Below are 18,823 nucleotides of genomic sequence, written 5' to 3' on the forward strand. Positions count from 1 at the left end.
CATGACGGAAAAAGAACAAGACAAGGCGCAAACAGTAGCCTCGCCAGAGGTGAGCCATAAAGACGCCAACCTTGAGCGGGAAACGCTAAACCTGGAAGCAACCGGGCGCAGCGCACCCCGCGGTGCCCGCGCTTTTCTCTGGCTCACCATACTGGTCGCTGTGGCGGTTGCGGTCGGTGTGCTCATGAAGGTCTGGAGCCGCGAACCTGGAGCAAAAACCGGTAGCGGCCTGGAAGCCGATCATAGTGGAATTACCAATCGCCTCAAAGCCCCCAAGGTAGAACGCCCCGTGCCACCCCCGGCACTGCCGCCTGCGGCTCCCGAGCCAAGGCCGGTGTCCAGTTATAGCGTGCCGCCACCCATGCCCGCAGCACCGCCTCCGGTCAATGAGCTTACCCAACGTCGGCTGGCCAGCCCGCTACAGGCAGGTGGTACAGACGGAAGCGGCACGGCTACTAGCCAGTCAAACGGCACCCAAGGCCCTTATAGCGATGCTGGCCCCCTAGCCGACAAGTTGCGCCCGCTGGAGCTGGCCCCGTCTGTAGCCGGGCAACTGGGCGACCGAAACTTCCTGCTGACGCAAGGCACCATGATCGACTGCACCCTGCAGACGAAACTCGTCAGCACCCAGCCCGGGCTTCTGACATGCCTGGCTACACACGATGTCATGAGCGCCAACGGACAGGTAAAGCTAATTGATGCCGGCACCAAATTCACAGGCTATCAGTCCGGGGGCATACAGCAGGGTCAGGCCCGCGCCTTTGTGACATGGAACCGACTGGAAACGCCTACCGGCGTCATCGTGAACATCAGTTCACCCGGCACAGGCCCGCTGGGCGAAGCTGGACTAGACGGCCATATCGACAACCATTTCTGGGAGCGCTTTGGCAACGCCATCCTGCTTTCTCTGGTGGGCGACTTCGGCAACTGGGCCTCTAATCAGGGGCAATCCGGCAGCAACAACATTCGCTTTGACAACACCGCCGAGGGTGGTCAGGAAGCGGTCTCAAAGATATTGGAAAAGTCTCTGGACATTCCCCCCACTCTTTACAAGAACCAGGGCGAACGTATCGGCATCATGGTCGCCCGCGATCTGGACTTCAGTCACGTCTATGAGCTTGAACCCATCCCCTGAACCGATCCCCTTTGATCGATCCATTGCCGTTCGCACGTTTCTGCGGCCTTTGTCCAGACACCAGGAAGATCCCAAGGTTACTGAAATCGCCATTGTGCGAGCGGGTGAGCTTTACACGCGCACACGCGGCGCGTGGCAGCTTCACGAATGCCCCCAACTTTCCTACCCTCACCTGGAAGCCCTGGCCACCGCACTGGCTGCGTACAACCACATGGCGCGCAGCCCCATTCAATCTGTTGTCCTACCGGACGGTGAGCGCGGCCAGATCGTGCTGCCTCCGGCCTGCATTGACGGCACCCTGGCCATCAATATCCGCAAGCACGCCCAAGTGGCACTCTCCCTGGAGGAACTGCAGGCACAAGGCGCGTTTGAGGCCACCCACGACGTCGCCGCCCAATATACGTCGGACGGCCTTTCGAAAACCGATCAAGAGCTGATGGCTCTGAAGGATGCCGGTGACATTCCCGGATTTCTTCTCGCAGCCATTCAGGCCCGCAAGAATCTGGTCATCTCCGGCGCAACAGGATCCGGCAAAACCACCTTTGCGAGATCGCTGATCGACCGGGTGCCCGTCAATGAACGCCTGGTCACCATCGAGGACGTTCATGAATTGATTCTGCCCCGGCACAGAAACCGTATTCATCTAATGTACGGCGGTACACGCGGCCGGGTTTCGGCAACCGAAAGCCTGGCCGCCTGCATGCGCTTGTCGCCAGACCGGATATTCCTTGCCGAACTGCGCGGCCCTGAAACCTGGGATTACTTGGCGGCGTTGAATACCGGCCATCCAGGATCAGTCACCACCACGCACGCCAATGGGGCCGCCGATACCTTTGGCCGCCTCGCGATGCTCATCAAGCAATCGCCCACGGGCGGCAACCTCGATCTGCCAACCATTCAGGCCTTTCTGCGTCAGACCGTAGATATCGTGCTGCATTTCGAGCGGTTTCGGCTGAAAGAACTCTGGTTTGAACCCAGGCGACAAGTCAACGGCTGAACCGCAGCTAACGACGCCCTGACGGGCATCCATATTCATCCTCGCGGCCAGATCGCTGTGCCCGGTCGCATCTACCCCTGAACCCGTGTGAGGCGCTGCACACGTTCCGGGCAGGCCTTGTATGGGTTCGTCTGGAGCCTTACCCATGACCTCATCCACACGCCTGCCCTTTCACCAGGCCACTAATCTACTGCGCCTGTCAGCAGCCATGCAACGGGCTCAGCAAAAGGCTACCGAGGCCCTGGCCGCCGCTGCAGAAAAGCAGGCCTCAACACCGACCCCATTCATGCTGCCGGGTATCAATGAAACGGCCAGAGCCATCCCCAACTACATTGCCCGAAGCGCCATCTTTGCGCCGGTTCGTCGGGGCTGGCGCGCCCTGCACGATGACACCGTTTTTCTGGAAGGCAGCAGCATCCTGCTCAAAGGCTCCGGCAAACAGTTGAGCGAAGACCACGCCGACATCTGGATGCACGCCATGTACTTGCAGACCACGGCCCTGTTGGGCGAAGCGCCAGTTATCAACCGAGCGGATTTCCTGCGCGGCATGGGCAGGCCCACAGGTGGCAGCGCCTATGAATGGCTGCATGAAGGCATGAAAGACCTGGCCCGCTTCACCCTGTGCATTGAGGCCCGCAGAAAGGATGGCACAGTCAAATACAGCTACGGCAGACATCCTTCTGCCCGAGTCCTCGCCATGCTTGGCGGCTTTGATTACCACGAACCCACCGGCAGCTATACCCTGTACGCCGATCCTCGCTGGGCGCAAATCTTCGGCAATCGGGAATATGCCCTGGTGGACTGGGCCAAGCGCCTGCAAATGCGACACGACCTGTCGAAAAGCCTGCAACGCCTGATCGGCACATCGGCCGATATCCAGCAGAAATACAGCCTAGACATCCTCAAGCAACGCGCCCAATACACCGGTCGCATGCGTGATTTTCGGACTAGTCTGGAGCGCAGTCTGACGGAGTTGGAAGGCCTGAAAGTGATCGCAGAACCACGCATAGAAACCGCCAAGCGTGGCCACGAACAAGCTGTCTGGACACGTCTGGACCGCTAGATTCTCCATCGTCATAACATCGCGCTCGGCTTCCAAAAGCAGCCGATTCCAGGGTCTTTTACAGGCTGTGGATAAGTGCGTTTTACTGTCGTCATAGCATCGCGCCGACGTCGTCATAAGATCGCGGCTTTTCGTCATAGCATCGCGCTTTCTCGTCATAGCATCGCGCACCATTTCCGGAAACCCGGATGAACAGGTCCTTTCCAGCCATCTAAACGCCTTCTACCTTACTTCTACCTTACTTCTACCAACCAAGCCTGTGAATAAGTTTGGCTGTCGGCCTGCCTAATACGCACCACCCCGCCTGTACAACTCAGGTTGTCTTGAATCGTCACGCTGGGCAGCCGCACAGCGGCTGCATTGGTCAGCAACGGACCACATCCGCTCTTTCGGGCACTTCCCTCTCTCATTCCCTATCAATGCCCTTCAAACCACAGGGCAAAGGAGACTTCATGCACTCGACTATCGACACCCGCATGCTCGACATAGCCCAACAAGCTGCCCAATACGGCATTGGCGCCATGAGCCTTGGAGAAGCCCTTACCGCCGCCCTTGTGCTGGATCGCAGCGATTGGCTCCATGAGCGAGGCTACAGCATCGCGGAAGCCTTGGATCGCATCGGCCCTGACTGGGCTGCCCGCCTCTCCAATGTGGCCAGGAGATTTCACACTGAGGCGACTCAGGCTACGCGGCGGTTCTCCTTCGAGATCATCCCTCGCCACTCCGAAATCGGCGGCTACACCCTGCGCCTGCTCGATGGCGGTCGGGAGGTCGGCGGCGGACAGCTCTCCGCACAAGGCAAGTCGGTCCGGTTCGCTGACGAACAGTCTGCCTATGACGAAGCGCTAGCCGTAGGCTGCTCCTGGCTGGCAGGCAAGCAGACTGAGGTCTTTCCCGAGCTGTCGCACTGAGCGACACCGTGTTCACCCCAACCCATGGAAACCTATGAGTGAATCTCCATCCGTAACGCGCTACCGAACAACACTTGCGGCCCTGGATCCTCGCATCAGCATCGCTGCGCAGCTGCGCGCGCTGTTTCCCTTGATCGAGACTGACCTGGCTGCCGGCGTTCCACATGCTGCCGTGCTGGACGATCTGGCTGCAGCAGGTCTGACGGTACAACGCAGCACCTACGCCATCACGCTGTACCGCTGGCGCAAGGCCCAGCGACCAGCAGCCAGCCCACCAGCTTCATCAGCGAAGCCGTCCTCACCCCCACCGGCACTTGATGCTATCCAGGGCCGACCGCGCAACATCCAGACACCCGGCGATTTGCGCAAGATTCGCGACATGCAGATAGACCTGGAGGCTTTGCGCCGTGAGGGCCTGGCCAATCGTACTCAACCTGCTGACAGCAACCCCACCAAAAGGAATGAACCATGAAAGTCGCCGTCCTCAACTACACCGGCTCCGTTGGCAAGACAGTTGCCGCCTCCCACCTTCTGGCGCCACGCATGAACAGCGCACAGATTTTTGCAGTGGAATCCACCAACGAAACGGGCGCTGACCTGGGCCTGAATGTCGATCAGCTACGCGGAGAACACTTTGGCCGACTGTTCCGGGAGCTACTCACCCGCGAAGATGCGATTGTCGATGTGGGCGCCAGCAACATCGAGGATTTTCTGACGCACATGATGCGCTATGAAGACGCCCACGAAGAAATGAACTACTTCGTACTGCCGGTCATCAATACCGGCAAGGCCCAGCGCGAAACCATCAAGACCGTGGCTGCACTAGCGGAACTGGGCGTTGATCCAGAGCGAGTACGGATCCTTTTCAATCGTGTCGATACCAGCGTGCACGATGAGTTTCCCTCGATCCTGGCCTATGCCGCCAAAACAGGTGAAGTGCAGGCCAACCCCCATGCCGCCATTTACGAAAACGAAGTCTTCGAGCTACTCGCCGACCAACGCACCACGATTGCCGACGTACTGGCTGACCAGACGGACTACCGCGCTCTGCTTCGCGCTGCCGATCCTGAAGACCATGTTCGCATTTCGCAGTTGAGCAACCGGCACGCCCTGCGTGCGCTGGCCAAGCCAGTGGATCGGCAAATGAACGCGGCTTTCACCGCGCTGTTTTCCTGAGCTCGGCGAGCATGGAATCACACTCGAATTCCGGTGGCGCTCGGACCAAGCTGGATTTGCTTTACCACGAGGTACTGGGTGAAGTAGCTGGGCTCGTGGGCAGATTGGAAAGCGCTACGCAAATCCTAGATGCGGCGCAGAAGCAGATGCAGACCATGAACGAGGCGCAGCAAGCCTTGCCTCAGCAACTCAGCCGCCATCTGACTACCACTATAGAAACGGCAGCGAAGCCCATTAACCAGCACGCTCAACACGCCATCCAAACCATGCTGGACGACACCAGCACCCGGCTGGATCAGTTGGCCAGGAATGCCGCGCAGTACGCCAGCATTGCCCTCCGATCCGCGCGTCGCATGGCACTCATTGCCTTGGTCGTGGGCGGCGCAGCAGGCATTTTAGGGGGCTTGCTGGCTGGCCTGGCCCTGGGCCAGATTTTGATCTATTGAGGATCGGCACTTATGTCTACCCTGATCTCGCCCATTACCCGGCGGCGCATCGCCGCCTTCTCTTTGGCCCTATTCCCTGCTGGTGCCTGGATGGCTGCTGCCACCTGGGGCAGCCACATGCAGTGGCGAGACTGGAATGCCCGAACCTTCCGGCATTTCATGATACTGACACCACAGTATCCGTTGCTCTACGGCGCACTGGGCATCGGTCTGGTCCTGGCACTCATGCTCATACTTCTTATCGGGCGCACGGCCAGGACTGAAGGATTTGAGGGAGCAGGCTATAAGCGCTTCGTGCGCGGCACCCGCACTACCTCGGCAAAAAGCTTGGCACTTCAGTGTGAAGAACGCGGCAAAAAACAGATCGACTTAGGCGGCATCCCCATGCCGACTGCCAATGAGAACTTGCACTTGCTCATCAGCGGCGCTACGGGTTCCGGTAAATCGGTGCTGTTGCGCAACATGGCCGCTTCAGTGCTGAATCGCTCAAAGCATGACATGACCACTCGTTTGCTGGGGCAAACGCCAGACGGCAACGACCGCATGATCGTGATCGACCCTAACGGCGATCTGCTCAGTAAATTGTGGCAGCCTAACGATGTGATCCTGAACCCTTACGATGCTCGCAGCCAGGGTTGGTCGTTCTTCAATGAAGTTCGTGCCGACTACGACTGGAAGCGCCTGGCCCGCTCCATAGTTCCAATGAGCCAGGATAAGAACGCTGAAGAATGGAACGACTTCGGCCGCCTGCTGCTGCGCGAGACGGCCAGGAAACTCTATCAACTACAAGGTGAGCAAGCCAACATTATGGATTTGTTTCGCCTCTGCACCATCGAAGACCCCAAGGTCCTGAAGCAATTCCTGGAAGGCACCCTGGCCGAATCCCTGTTTGTTGGTTCCAGCGAAGCGAGCAAAGCTCTGTCCTCCGCCCGTTTTGTTCTATCGAACAAGCTGTCGGAACACACAGGCATGAAACCGGGAGAATTTTCCATCCGGGATTGGCTCGGCAAACCAGACGGCGGCAACTTGTACATCAACTGGCGCGAAGACATGATGAGTTCCATGAAGCCGCTGGTGTCGTCGTGGGCGGACGTATTCATCACTTCTATTTTGTCCATGCCCGAAAGCATCCACCGGCGCTGGTGGCTGTTCATTGATGAACTGGCCAGCCTGGAAGCTCTGCCCTCACTAGAAGCCGGTTTGACCAAAGGGCGCAAGAACGGCCTGCGCATCATCGCTGGATTGCAGAGCACATCCCAACTGGAACACATCTACGGACGCACGATGGCCACCACCATCCGGGCGAGCTTCCGCAACCTGGCAGTGCTGGGAGGTTCACGCACCGACCCGCAGACGGCGAAGGATATGAGTGAAAGCCTGGGAAAACACGAAGTGGAACGGCCCAAATACAGCATCAGCCGCAGTGTGGATCATCGGAATACGTCAGATAACATGGATCGCACGACGGAAGACGTGGTGACCGCTGCACAGATACAGGCGCTGCCAGCGCTGGGCGGATATGTGGCTTTGGCTGGGGATTTCCCGGTTGCGAGAGTGAGCTTACCGTTCAGACAGTTTGGATCGTCAGCGATGGCGTTTCAGGAGTCTGGAAAAGTGCTGAATGTCACAGCGTCTACAACCACACCACCAAACGGATAGAATACCCGGAAGGCTGTAAGCGGCCAAGATCTGCCGCTCGGCGAGCCATAATCTAGCCATCAGGATGACGGCAGTGTTCCTGAACGAACCCGTGCAACTCCGCACATCGGGCTGATTACACGAACTCCGTCTGTAGAGCACTGAGTAGAGTTTCTTTGTCTTCCAACTCAAATGAGTCTCGCTTGATTTGCAACTTCTCCAGCAAATACTGCTGCGCAAGCTCAAGGTCATCAAGTAGCGTGTACCAATTGAGCACGTATCGTTTCACCTTACCATCATCACTTACCAAGCCGGGACGCCCTTTCCCTCTGTGAGCATTGAGTCGGCTTGGGATCTCAATATCCTCTGCAGAAATTTTTCGGCCGACCAATATCAAATCAAAGTGTATGGACCCGCTCGAGTACTCCGGGTGCTTGCTAATGATTGCGGCGTAATCATCTAGCTGCCTGAGATGCTTGATATTCAACGACACGCCGGGACGCTTAATTTCGATGATGGTGCATTTATAAATTCTCCGACCCGCATCGTCGATGTGCGGACGTTTACGGGCGAGAAAAAGGTCAGTTTGGCGCTGAGCGCCCGCTATCTCCATGGACTCCGAGGGGTCGAAATCGTCCGAGTCCAGACCGTCAATGCCTTTAACCCTTGCCCGAAGCTCCTTCGCAATCTTGGTAAAAGTATCTTCTTCCGCACCAATTGTTTCGTACTGATGCCCAAAAAGCCAAGTATTCGCCTCAATGACCTTTTGGAGATCCGGGGTCTCGAGCACTTCCTTATAGTGCTTGTTCATTATCTCCCGTAGCATCGATACCGTGCTTGTCCGCTGCTGGATGGCTTCGATTGTGCTGATTACGTGATCAAGTTGAGTGTTTTTTAACTGCACCCCCAACTGCTCCAACGATTCAGAATTAAGATCGAGAACACCGCTAATTATTTCAAAGAGAGCGTCATTCTCATTGGAAATGGCAAGCCTGTCGATCAGCCTCACAACAATTTTCTTCTGTTTTTTGTTTAGAGACTGGAGAATGGATGGGTCGGCTGTATAGAGTGTGCGGACAATCTTTTTGGTATGCTCCAGACGCCAGTCGGCGTAAGGCTTACTAATCCCTTGATAGGACGGAAATATCCCACCTTCCTCATAGGAGTCCATCTCTCGATCAATAAACTCCCTCAGGAAGTCCTGATATATTTCTTCAGCCATATCAGAGACGCACTTAACAACCTTTTTCCAAAGATCCGAATCCAACGTGCTATCCCGATCCGTCAGCAAGTCAGCAGTTTCACCCTTAATGGTATTTGCCCAGTCAGATTTTATGTAAATGCTGGTGTAAAAATTCGGCTTTTGATTGAACGTGCTTAGTCTCTTGTGCTCAACCCTTCCTTCCGAATTTAAAAGGTAAAAATAGGATTTTTCGGAGTTCGGTTTTTCATGCCAGCGGATTATGCTTATTAGAAAATCGTAGCCGCCAACCGATACTGTTTCGTCAGTAACAGTGTTCGCCGGGCCGCTAACACGGACACCATTGACGTGAAGACTCTTTTTGGGGTTGAGCGCAAGATACCAGCCGAGCTCTCGACTTAGCAAATCTCTCAGCCTCGCGTTTTCAGGAAGATTCTCCGAAAACGACTCAAGCATGACACTAGTACCGCTGGGTAATGCACGCAACGCAGAAGGAATGGCATTGTGATTGATCCCCGCCTTTCCTTCGTATTTTTTTATATTGCTTCCTAAAACGGTTATGGAGGCGCAGCCGTGGACATTCTTGGTATACCAAACTGCTCTATGACATAGGCGATAGAAGGCGAGACGACCTCTACCGTGCCGACCATGTTGAGACAAATCACCCTTCTTCGAGGAGTCATTGAATCTACCGAAATTATCCTTGATGCTTAAGTAGTCAATCCCTTCACCGTCGTCAAGGACAAATACCTTTTTGGCTGTATCCATTTCATCCTGCTCGACAGAAACGCGAACGTCTGTTGCGCCTGCATCAAAACCATTCCATACCAGCTCAGATATGGCTTCCCAGGGCTCGATACGATCAAAGTGCTTTTTGATGCCTTCGTCGTTAATTTCTGTCGTTCCTGAAATATCCTGTTCGCTCATGCCGTCCCTTTTTTTTTTCGATACTGCGTTACTTACCCTTTCGGGATAACGAAGCTCTGCGAGCCATTTGCTGATAACTGCCCCGCAAATAGTAGCTGATCTCTAGCAGTACTGATGCATAAGAAGCTGACGTGGATGACTAGCCCCATTCGGTACATGCCTTAAGCTTGCCGCAACGCAACCAGCAACAATTGTTAGCCGGGTAAGCCCATCCAACCTGCCCGCGAGAGCTAGCATTAAATAGGGGTAGCGCGCCGCTGGCTAATCGCTCACCACCACCTTAAACCGGAGTACCCATGATCTCGCACAGCCAGATCTACCGCGCCCGCGCGGCCTTCGCCACCCCTTACTACGCCGATCAAGCCGATGACTACTACAGCCGTGACGGTGGTGCCGCCACTTGGCAGGGCGAAGGCGCCCGGCGCCTTGGTGCAGTCGGTGAAATCGACCCTGCACGCTTCAAAGCGATGTTGCAGGGCGATTTTGGCCGTGGCGTCGCAGCGAGCCGGTCGATCCGCAAGGATGCGAAAGCTCGCGCCGCCCTTGACCTCACCTTCGGCGCACCGAAAAGCATCACCCTGCAGGCCTTGGTCGGTGGCGATGAACGCCTAATACACGCCAATGATAAAGCGGTCGCTGCTGCCCTTGCTTATGTCGAGCAGCATCTGACCATGGGGCGCCACAAGGAAAACGGCAAGTCACGGGTAGAACACACAGGCAACCTCATCATTGCCAAATTCCGCCATGAGACAGCACGCCCTACCGAAGGCTCTGCCCCCGACCCTCACCTACACGTCCACGCCCTGCTGATGAATCTGACCCAGCGGGCCGACGGCAGCTGGGTGGCGTTGTCCAATGAAGAGATCTTCAAGCTGCTGCGCGTGACGGACTCGATTTACCAGGCAGAACTGGAACGCAATGTTCGGGCGCTGGGGTACGCAGTTCGACATGAAAAGAGTCATATCGAACTGGCCCATATCAGCCGTGAGCAGATCGAGTTTTTCAGTAAGCGCAGCGCCGGCATCACGGCTGAGCTGTCTGCACGCGGAACCAGTCGGGAAGAAGCCCCTCACGCCCTGCGCCAAGACATCACCCTGGCCCACCGCCAAGCGAAGACTCAGAAACTTAGTCGCACGGAACTGCATCGGCAATGGCGTGATGCCGCTACAGCTATCGGGATGCAGTTTGACCATGCCAGGCAACAAGCGGATATCCAGCCGACACAGGAATTGGAGCATCGATCTGATTTGGTGGCTGAAGCCTCACTGAGCTGGGCGATCCAACATCTAGCAGAAAGAGAATCGGTCATGCCTATGGCAGATTTACTGCAAAATGCCGTTCGCCATGCCGGTGGCCATACGGACATCACTGCTATTCAGGCAGCGATCCAGGGCCGTGTGGAGTCTGGCGCACTAATCCGGGAAGCACCGCACTACCGCAGTACCCAGGACCGGCTGGCCCTTCCCATGACGCGCGAAGGCTGGGCCACAGAGGTCATACGCCTGCGCGGCCTGCCTCGGGACACCGCCCTGAAACTAGTTGACCAGGCCATTGACGAGGGACGCCTTTTGATGGAAAGCCCACGCTATGCGACCCGGAAATCCTTTGAGGCTGAGTCGAGAATACTGGCCGCCGAACAAACTGGCCGCAGTGCCTGGCACGGCACAATTCCCGCTACCAATGCCGAAAGCAGCCTGGACACACGCCTGACACCAGGTCAGCGCGAGGCCGTCATGTTGATCACGACCGGCTCCGATCAGATCGCCGGCATTCAGGGGCTAGCTGGCACCGGGAAATCCTTCGCGCTGCAGAACGCCCAGGCCATCCTGCAACAGCAGGGGCACACCATGATGTCCCTGGCTCCCTACGGAAACATGGTTCGCAACTTGCGTGAAGACGATATACCGGCCAACACGATTGCATCGGTACTTACTGCCTCCGACAAACGCCACTTCACCGATACCCTAGGGCCGAGAACCGTCGTAGTAATTGACGAAGCCGGGGTCGTGCCTGTCCGGCAGATGGACAAGCTGCTGGCACTCATTCAGCCGACAGGCGCCAAAGTGGTCTTGCTGGGCGACACCGCACAAACCAAGGCCATCGAAGCTGGCCGCGCGTTTGCCATGCTGCAGGAAAGCGGCATGAAAACCGTATTGATGGCGGACATCCAGCGCCAACGCTCTGAACGGCTACGCCAAGCTGTGCAATTGGCCGCCGAAGGCCAAGCCAGCCGATCTCTACCGCTCCTGGATCAGGTGCTCACCATACCGGATCAGTTCACTACCGACGAGCATGGTCTCAAAAGCCGGGACAGTTCTGCTCGGTATGAAGCCATCGCCCAAGGCTATACGCAGCTTTCAGCGGCAGACCAAGCGGGCACCATCGTTGTCACCGGCACCAACGCGTCTCGCATAGCCATCAATGAACGAGTCCACGTCCTGCTCGGCTTGGAAGGCAAAGGGCGTCAATGCCAGTTGCTGGCTCGCCATGACACCACCCGTGCAGAGCGCAGCGTTGCTCGGTATTACACCGTGGGCGACATCGTTGTTCCTGAACGGGACTACCAGTGCGGCCTAAAACGCGGGGAGCAGTACCGCGTAACCGGTAGCAAACGCCATGACCGTATCACCGTCGAGCCGATCCAGCCAGGCCCCTCACCTATGCAGCCCATGGAAATCATCCCGAAAACCATGAGCAAACTATCGGTCTACCACCTGAGCCGGGCAGAGCTGTCTGTCGGTGACCATGTCCGCATCACACGCAACGATGCGCATAATGACCTGGTCAACGGCCAGCTGGCGAAGGTCGCTGCGATTGATGCAGCCAGCGTTACCATCGAAACCAACGGTCGCCGCGTGCAGCTGCCCACAGATCGCCCGCTAAACATGGACTATGCTTACGCTACCACCGCGCATAGCGCCCAAGGGCTGACCTGCGACCGAGTGCTATACAACGCCGAAAGCTTCAGTCGCACGACCGCCCAGGACACCTACTATGTCAGCATCTCGCGCGAACGGCACGAGGTCATTGTGTTTACCGATGATGCGAAGAAACTTCCTGAACGGGTGGATCGGCTGACATACAAGGGGCTGGCACATGACCTGCAGCCGATGGCAGCCAAACACCTGGAACATGGTCGGAACGAACTGGGGCCGCTTCCCCGACACACGGAATCCGAAATGGAAATAGGATGATCCAGTGTTAGTAGGCGCATTGCAGCAATCCTGTATATCCAGAGCAGCCTGGATGCAGTCAGCACGCGGCGTCCATGCTGCCTTTACGCAGTAAAAATGCAAACGCAAAGCAGTCGGCGTGCAGTCATCACGTTGAGGATGTAGCGCGGCCACAGCGTCTACACCTAACTAGGCCACGACTGTGGCCGAATATCTTCCCAAAAAATCAACGTCTTGCTCTTCTTTGTTGCCCTGTATGTCCTACAGCAAGGCATACAACGGCTTGCCCGCAAGCAATTGAAAAGAAAGCGCTTTTTCCACCCCGCTAGGGGTGCGTCTTGTGTGGCACTTTTAAGGCCACAAATGAGCGAAAGCCAATTTGGGGTTTTTGGAAGTGCCAGCCAGATCGAAGAGCTGGCAACGTCTCATGACAGGGTCCCATCAAAGATGGGAATAGCTGCCATCAAAACTCATCCATGTACGAGAATGCGGTTCTGTCACAATAAACTATGTGCAATCGTTATGTGACACTGAGCCAAGCTGAGATCGAGAGGTTTTGGCAAATTGGAAACCGGAACCAACCTCGATGGTGGGAAGCGGCCATCCACCCGCGCGCCGTCGGCCCGTTTGTTCGGGCACACGACAGCGAGCGCGAGCTGGTGATCGGCCAGTGGGCGCTGATTCCTCACTTTGCCAAGATGGCGATACCTGGACTGATCCGGCAACGGGCGAAGTCGTAGAACGCTACACAATGCTCACGATCAACGCCGACACACACCCGTTGATGAGTCGCATGCACAAGCCTGACCCAAGGAAGCCCGCCAGTGCCCAAGACAAGCGCGCTCAGTCATTCCTATTGAGGCGGATAGCTCGGATTGCTGGCTGTCCGGCTCGATTGAGGAAGCTAGCAGCCTTCTGCGCTTGGCACCAGAACATACTTTCGATGCCGCGCCTTTACAGGCAGCATCGCAGGACGGTGCCAGCGCCACCACACAGCAGCCGCTGTGGTAGCTACTACGGCATATCCGACAATAGTCTAACCGTCTGAGACACTGTCAGCCCGTCAGTCCAAGCAAACGCCAACACGTCATTACCCTGCATTTCCAGTGCCTCTATCATGGCCTGAGCATCTGACCATGATAGAGGCACTGCTCGCACAGCGCGTCATAAGCAGCGTTTTCCCAATCGGTCCGTGGTTCGGTTCGTTTCTGGCCTCCATTCTGTTCTCCCGCACCATTTAACACCCCGGCTATGCCGGGGCAAATTCCTTAAATACACATCCAGGCGCGTCCTGCACCGGCCGGATTAAACGGAATATCGTCGGCCACGACAGCACCGCCATTTGTGGGCGCAGGTACGGGTACGGTCTTACGCGCAGCGGGCTTAGCTGACGGCGCCTGACCATCTGCACCACGGCCCCCGAGCATCTGCATCTGCTCGGCTACGATCTCCGTACTGTAACGGTCAGCACCGGTTTCCTTATCCTGCCATTTCCTGGTTTTCAAGCGCCCTTCTACATAGACCGCACTACCCTGGCGCAGGTACTCGCCGGCGATTTCTGCCAAGCGGTTGTAGAACACAATCCGATGCCATTCGGTTTCTTCTCGTTTCTCGCCTGTCGCCTTGACTTTCCAGTTTGTCGATGTGGCAACGGAAATGGTGCAGATCCCGGCGCCATCCGCGCTATAGCGGATCTCTGGATCACGGCCCAAGTTGCCGATAATGATGACTTTGTTCACTGCTGCCATTTTGTTGCTCCTGATAGTGGTTGGCGTAAGCCGACAAATTTCCCAGGCCGATAAGGCAGCCTGGGGCTTCGGTTTAGTTATCGGTCGAGCCGTTCAAAAGCTGCATGACGGCTTTTGCCTGCCAAATGGCGGCGTTATTCAGTTGCCGCACCCACGCGCCGCGTGTCGGGCTCCACCGAAAACCGTGACGTTTTAATATTTCTCGGGTGGCTTTTTCCGGTTTACCTTCGAACATGAACATCACACGGTTCTCTTCTACGTCTTCCGCGTATGCATACCCTGTCCCCGGCACGTTGACCGGCTCATGCTCCTGGTTAGCCTGCAGTTGTTTGATCCTCTGCTGCATACGGCGAATATTCGCATTATTGTTGGACAAGGCATAAGACGGGAAGCCCACACGCCCGGCATAGTCCGGCGTGATTAACTTCTGTGCGCTGCCTTCGGAGTATCCAAGTTCAAGCAAAGCATGGCGCTGGCCCTCTGGATCACGCCCATGTTTACGGATTACCTGATTGATTTTCTTCATGCGTTCCTGTTTCGCTGTCAGCTGATCCACCTGGCGCATAAGCTTTTCTATTGCGTCCGGGTCGTCGCTGGATATGCCGCGCTCACCTACTGAAGCCGCTTTTTTCGTGTAGTGATTGGCCTTTTTTTGCAGGTCGAAGGCTTTGCCGAAGGTGTTATGAATCCGCTGCCTATAGTTACGGTCGCGCTCTTCGCTATGATGACCAATCAAGACCGGCTGGCCGAAGGGAATCGCCTCGCCCATCTGCCGTGCCCCGCCATAGGTGGCTGCAGCTTGGGCCTCGGCCTGTTCCGCCTTTGCCTCTAGCTTGGCTTTGCGCTCTGCCTGCTTTTGCTCGTAATGGTTCAATTTTCTGCTCCTTCAAAAATACGCGGTGGTGCGGTTGTGATTGCTGACCGGGCCTGAAGATTCTTGAGCCCGTTTGTAGATTCCGGTTGCCGGGTTGTGCGCTGTACCCATTGTGCTCTGCCGCCAGTCCTGTGAGTTCCATCGCCCTTGCCGTGCTGAATTACGCAGCGACTAGCGGAAAAGGGGAAGCTTTGTAAAAGTCGCAGCGCGGCTTTTATGAATGCCCCTCGCAGCGCCGGAGCGAAGTGATACAGTCGGCGTTTTAGGGCGATGGGATGCTCAGGACCAGGCTTGCGGTGTCACCACACACAACCCGACAGCAGCCCGCGCGGTGAGCGCCACCATCACCGAACCGGTGATCTAAATTGAAGGTAGTTACGCGCCCGTATCCAGCTTGCGCCAGCAAGCCGCTATGCCCGTCCTGGTACACCGGGACGGGCTACTTTTGTTGAGAAGGAAGAAAGCGGATAACTACTTGTGCGACAGCACAAGTCCAACCTGCGCCGCAGTGCGCGGCGTCTACCTGTGCAGGCGGGCCCTCACCCGCCCTGCTCCAGGCTTACACCTGACCTCGTTCCGCTAACGAAGTCGTGTTCTGCCCTGTAACGATGATGTGATCCAGTAAACGAACATCAACCAGCGCCAAGGCATGCTTTAAGTGCCGCGTCAGTGCCAAATCGGCCTCGCTGGGCTCTGGTACGCCGCTTGGGTGGTTATGTGACATGATGATTGCAGCAGCATCGAGGCGTAGCGCCGTTTTAACGATTTCACGTGGGTATACGCTGGCCGGGTCAGCGTGCCATGGCTCATTTCCATGTAACGGATCACCTTAAACTGGCTATTCAGATACAGCACAGCGGCGACTTCATGTCCCATGCCCGACAGTTTGGCCTGAAAATACCGTTTGACGGCGTTCGGGTTCCCCATGTCAGCCCGATCAGAAATCAAGCTTTCGGCGGCGATCCGTGCCGCGGCCAATACGTGCGTATCGGTCGCGGCACGATACCGGCCCGACGGGCTGCGCACATACAGCGTCTGCCCTGCGTTCATGTTGTCATAGCCCAAAGCTGGATTGTCGTTAACGTGTTCCATTTTCCTGTTCCTTCAAAAGCCCGTTGGTTTTCCTGCTGACCGGAGTCGAAGATTCCGAGCCTGGTCGTAGGTTTTCGGCGTTCGCAGTAATACGGTTCCTGCGGAGTTGCCGCCGTTGCCGTGAGTTCGTCGCCTTGCCGTGCTGAACTGCTGGCCGGAGCTGATGAACAGGACCGTGGAATATATGGAGGGGACCCGCCTGGCGGGGTGGAAGCCGTTTATGCCGCGAAAGCCAGGGCAGCGGACACGGATGGCGGTACAGTCGGCGTTTTGGGCGGCGCACTCATTGGATGGCATCGATGGTCGATATGCACTGATTGCGAATGCTGGCTCGCGCGGCGAGCGCCTCTACCGCCTGGGGCGGTCCGACTAGAAGTGTTTCAACGATTCGCTACCGCCGCTCGCTGCTGAAAATGGGGGGAATACCGTATCAGCCAAGGCGGCTACCACTACCAGGCCAAACACGCTGACGAAAACGAGGTCGTCGCCGACTGGTTGATCCGGCTGACCACCGCCCAACGTAACTGAGGCTTTGGCTTATGTTTCCTATACTTACGCAACATCAAGGGCTTCACGTGGAACGACAAAAGAATTTACCGGATCTATCGCGAGTTGGAGCTGAACCTGCGTATCAAACCACGCAAACGCTTGGTACGCGAGCGACCCGAGCCGCTAGGCACCGCCACCGAGATCAATCAAATCTGGTCGATGGACTTTATGCATGATCAACTGGCCGACGGTCACAGTATCCGGCTCTTTAACGTGGTCGATGACTTTAACCGCGAAGGTTTAGGCATTGAGCTGGACTTCTCCTTGCCGGCCGAGCGCGTGACGCGAGCACTGGACCAGATCATCGAATGGCGCGGCAAGCCTGCATGTCTGCGGTGCGACAATGGCCCCGAATACATCGGCAAAACGATGCTGGAATGGACCCTCAAGCGGCGTATCACGATCATCCATACCCAGCCCGGGAATCCGCAGCAAAACGCGTACGCCGAGCGCTATAACCGGGTACCCTGCCAGTTTTTGTCTGGAGAGAGCGTGCCGTATCAAGGATCACTATGCGTAAAATTAAAGACGTATTGCGTTTAAAGCTGGACGCCAAGTTCTCGCACGAGCAGATCGCCCGTCTGGACAATTCACCATGTCGCCTGCGTTCCCACATTCCAATATCCAGGATTCTGCCCTCTCATCGTTGCAATAATAATTCGAACGCAGCATCAGTAGGCGTCGTACTGCAAACTTACGTCGCCGGTGCCCATCCACCACCCCACATAGGCATCTTCAACGCCGTATTGGTATTGCTTCGTATGACCGCGCTGCGAACGACGAGGCTTACACTTTGGCCCTTGGTCAAAAATATCGGTGCCGCATCCTTGCAGATGCACTATCTGTTGCGATAGGGCGCCTCAGTAAATATCACACCCAATACTGTGTTGTTATTGCGGTTCGATTCCAGCCTCCTTGATTCGTCCCGCCCACAGAGCACGGTCTTTTTTTAAGTAATCTGAAAATTCTTCAGGCGTCGTCTTGAACACCGGGAACATGCAGCAGGCTTCCATCTGCGCTGCCACCTTTGGATCGGCCAACGCAGCTTGAAGTGACTTGCTCAAACGATCAATCACCGGCTTTGGCACGCCGGCTGGCGCGAACATGCCTACCCATGCTTCCACTGCAAATTCAGGAATTCCTGCCTCTGCCAGTGTCGGGACGTCGGGCATTTTGGCACTCCGAGCCGGGGACGTGACCGCCAGCGCACGAACGCGTCCTGCCGTTACGTTTGGCATTGCTGTTGCGATGTCTTGTATCGTAAATTGAAGTCTTCCTCCTATCAGATCAGTCATTACTTGCGGACTGCTCTTATAAGGAATACCGTTGGATTCCGCGCCTATCCTGTCAAGAAATGCCATCGTAGACAGTTGGCTGACAGTGGCAGACCAACCAAAGTTTGTCTTGCCCTCTGATTTCTTCAGATATGTGATGAGTTCCGACAACGTTGTTGCGGGTACGTCGTTGTTGACAATAAAAGTGTAGTAAGGACGTACTATCGCTCCAATAGGTTCAAAATCCTTCACAGGGTCATAAGGCAGCGTCTTGAACAGGCTCGGGTTCGTCGAATGCGTCGTATTCGTGGTGATGAATAGCGTGTACCCATCGGCGGGCGCTCTTGCTGCAGCCTCTGCAGCAATGAATCCATTGGCTCCGGCACGACTTTCGACGATTATTGGTTGCCCTAGGGACTTGCGCATTTCCTCCCCGAGAATCCGAGTGATGATATCCGTTCCACTTCCAGGTGAAAATGGCAAGATCACACGGATGGGCTTTTCAGGATAATTTTCATGCGGAGCAACTTGGTTTGCAGCTAGCGCCGTGCCGGCGAACATCAGCCCGGCGAGAACCGGGGTCAAATAACGACTCAATAAATTTTTCATTTGAGAACTC

General features: G+C 56.2%; 14 protein-coding genes and 2 pseudogenes. 11 read left to right on the forward strand and 5 right to left on the reverse strand.

What is annotated here, in order from left to right; genetic code table 11:
* Position 1: 1 nt before the first annotated feature.
* The 8 genes from virB10 to CR155_RS10955 all read left to right on the forward strand — a co-directional run bounded on the left by virB10 (position 2) and on the right by CR155_RS10955 (position 7,387).
* Positions 2-1,135 (forward strand): type IV secretion system protein VirB10, encoded by a 1,134-nt coding sequence (virB10, locus tag CR155_RS10920; protein ID WP_102070055.1) that lies wholly within the window; start codon positions 2-4, stop codon positions 1,133-1,135.
* On the forward strand, positions 1,113-2,132 hold the full coding sequence (virB11, locus tag CR155_RS10925) for a P-type DNA transfer ATPase VirB11 (protein ID WP_102070056.1): 1,020 nt from the start codon (positions 1,113-1,115) through the stop codon (positions 2,130-2,132). Before virB10 ends, virB11 begins: the two co-directional genes overlap by 23 nt.
* 145 nt (positions 2,133-2,277) lie before the next feature.
* On the forward strand, positions 2,278-3,195 hold the full coding sequence (locus CR155_RS10930; protein WP_102070057.1) for a TrfA: 918 nt from the start codon (positions 2,278-2,280) through the stop codon (positions 3,193-3,195).
* A gap of 452 nt (positions 3,196-3,647) precedes the next feature.
* Positions 3,648-4,106, forward strand: coding sequence for a hypothetical protein (locus CR155_RS10935; protein ID WP_102070058.1), 459 nt, complete (start codon positions 3,648-3,650; stop codon positions 4,104-4,106).
* A gap of 34 nt (positions 4,107-4,140) precedes the next feature.
* Positions 4,141-4,578, forward strand: a complete 438-nt coding sequence (locus CR155_RS10940) for a hypothetical protein (RefSeq protein WP_102070059.1) — start codon at positions 4,141-4,143, stop codon at positions 4,576-4,578.
* Entirely contained in the window at positions 4,575-5,282 is a 708-nt protein-coding gene (gene stbB / locus CR155_RS10945; protein WP_102070060.1) for a StbB family protein, read from the forward strand. The genes CR155_RS10940 and stbB overlap by 4 nt, the downstream gene beginning before the upstream one ends.
* An 11-nt stretch (positions 5,283-5,293) precedes the next feature.
* The gene (locus tag CR155_RS10950; RefSeq protein WP_102070061.1) at positions 5,294-5,728 is read left to right on the forward strand and encodes a hypothetical protein; all 435 of its coding nucleotides are present in this window, start codon (positions 5,294-5,296) and stop codon (positions 5,726-5,728) included.
* 12 nt (positions 5,729-5,740) lie between these two features.
* Positions 5,741-7,387 (forward strand): type IV secretion system DNA-binding domain-containing protein, encoded by a 1,647-nt coding sequence (locus CR155_RS10955; RefSeq protein ID WP_102070062.1) that lies wholly within the window; start codon positions 5,741-5,743, stop codon positions 7,385-7,387.
* 115 nt (positions 7,388-7,502) lie between these two features.
* Here CR155_RS10955 and CR155_RS10960 read toward each other — a convergent pair whose 3' ends face one another.
* On the reverse strand, positions 7,503-9,494 hold the full coding sequence (locus tag CR155_RS10960; protein WP_102070063.1) for an ATP-binding protein: 1,992 nt from the start codon (positions 9,492-9,494) through the stop codon (positions 7,503-7,505).
* A gap of 296 nt (positions 9,495-9,790) precedes the next feature.
* Here CR155_RS10960 and mobF point away from each other — a divergent pair, with 296 nt between their 5' ends.
* Positions 9,791-12,688: a MobF family relaxase gene (gene mobF, locus CR155_RS10965; RefSeq protein WP_102070064.1), complete on the forward strand. Its 2,898-nt coding sequence runs from the start codon at positions 9,791-9,793 to the stop codon at positions 12,686-12,688.
* A gap of 1,247 nt (positions 12,689-13,935) precedes the next feature.
* Here mobF and ssb read toward each other — a convergent pair.
* The 3 genes and pseudogenes from ssb to CR155_RS10985 form a co-directional block, all read right to left on the reverse strand.
* Complete coding sequence (ssb, locus tag CR155_RS10975) at positions 13,936-14,415, reverse strand: single-stranded DNA-binding protein (protein ID WP_102070065.1); 480 nt, start codon at positions 14,413-14,415, stop codon at positions 13,936-13,938.
* Between the two features lie 73 nt (positions 14,416-14,488).
* The gene (locus CR155_RS10980; protein ID WP_102070066.1) at positions 14,489-15,289 is read right to left on the reverse strand and encodes a DUF3560 domain-containing protein; all 801 of its coding nucleotides are present in this window, start codon (positions 15,287-15,289) and stop codon (positions 14,489-14,491) included.
* A 559-nt stretch (positions 15,290-15,848) separates the two neighbouring features.
* Positions 15,849-16,381: pseudogene (locus CR155_RS10985) on the reverse strand (JAB domain-containing protein).
* A gap of 441 nt (positions 16,382-16,822) precedes the next feature.
* On the opposite strand from CR155_RS10985, the pseudogene CR155_RS10995 reads away from it, so the two are divergent.
* Positions 16,823-17,392: pseudogene (locus CR155_RS10995) on the forward strand (DDE-type integrase/transposase/recombinase); the annotation flags it as partial.
* Between the two features lie 50 nt (positions 17,393-17,442).
* Positions 17,443-17,784, forward strand: a complete 342-nt coding sequence (locus tag CR155_RS20675; protein WP_143705196.1) for a hypothetical protein — start codon at positions 17,443-17,445, stop codon at positions 17,782-17,784.
* A 36-nt stretch (positions 17,785-17,820) separates the two neighbouring features.
* Here the strand turns inward: CR155_RS20675 and CR155_RS11000 are convergent, their stop codons facing one another.
* On the reverse strand, positions 17,821-18,813 hold the full coding sequence (locus tag CR155_RS11000) for a Bug family tripartite tricarboxylate transporter substrate binding protein (protein WP_158238258.1): 993 nt from the start codon (positions 18,811-18,813) through the stop codon (positions 17,821-17,823).
* Between the last annotated feature and the right edge of the window lie 10 nt (positions 18,814-18,823).

Origin of the sequence: Pollutimonas nitritireducens (assembly GCF_002849615.1) — a bacterium.
GTDB lineage: Bacteria > Pseudomonadota > Gammaproteobacteria > Burkholderiales > Burkholderiaceae_B > Pollutimonas > Pollutimonas nitritireducens.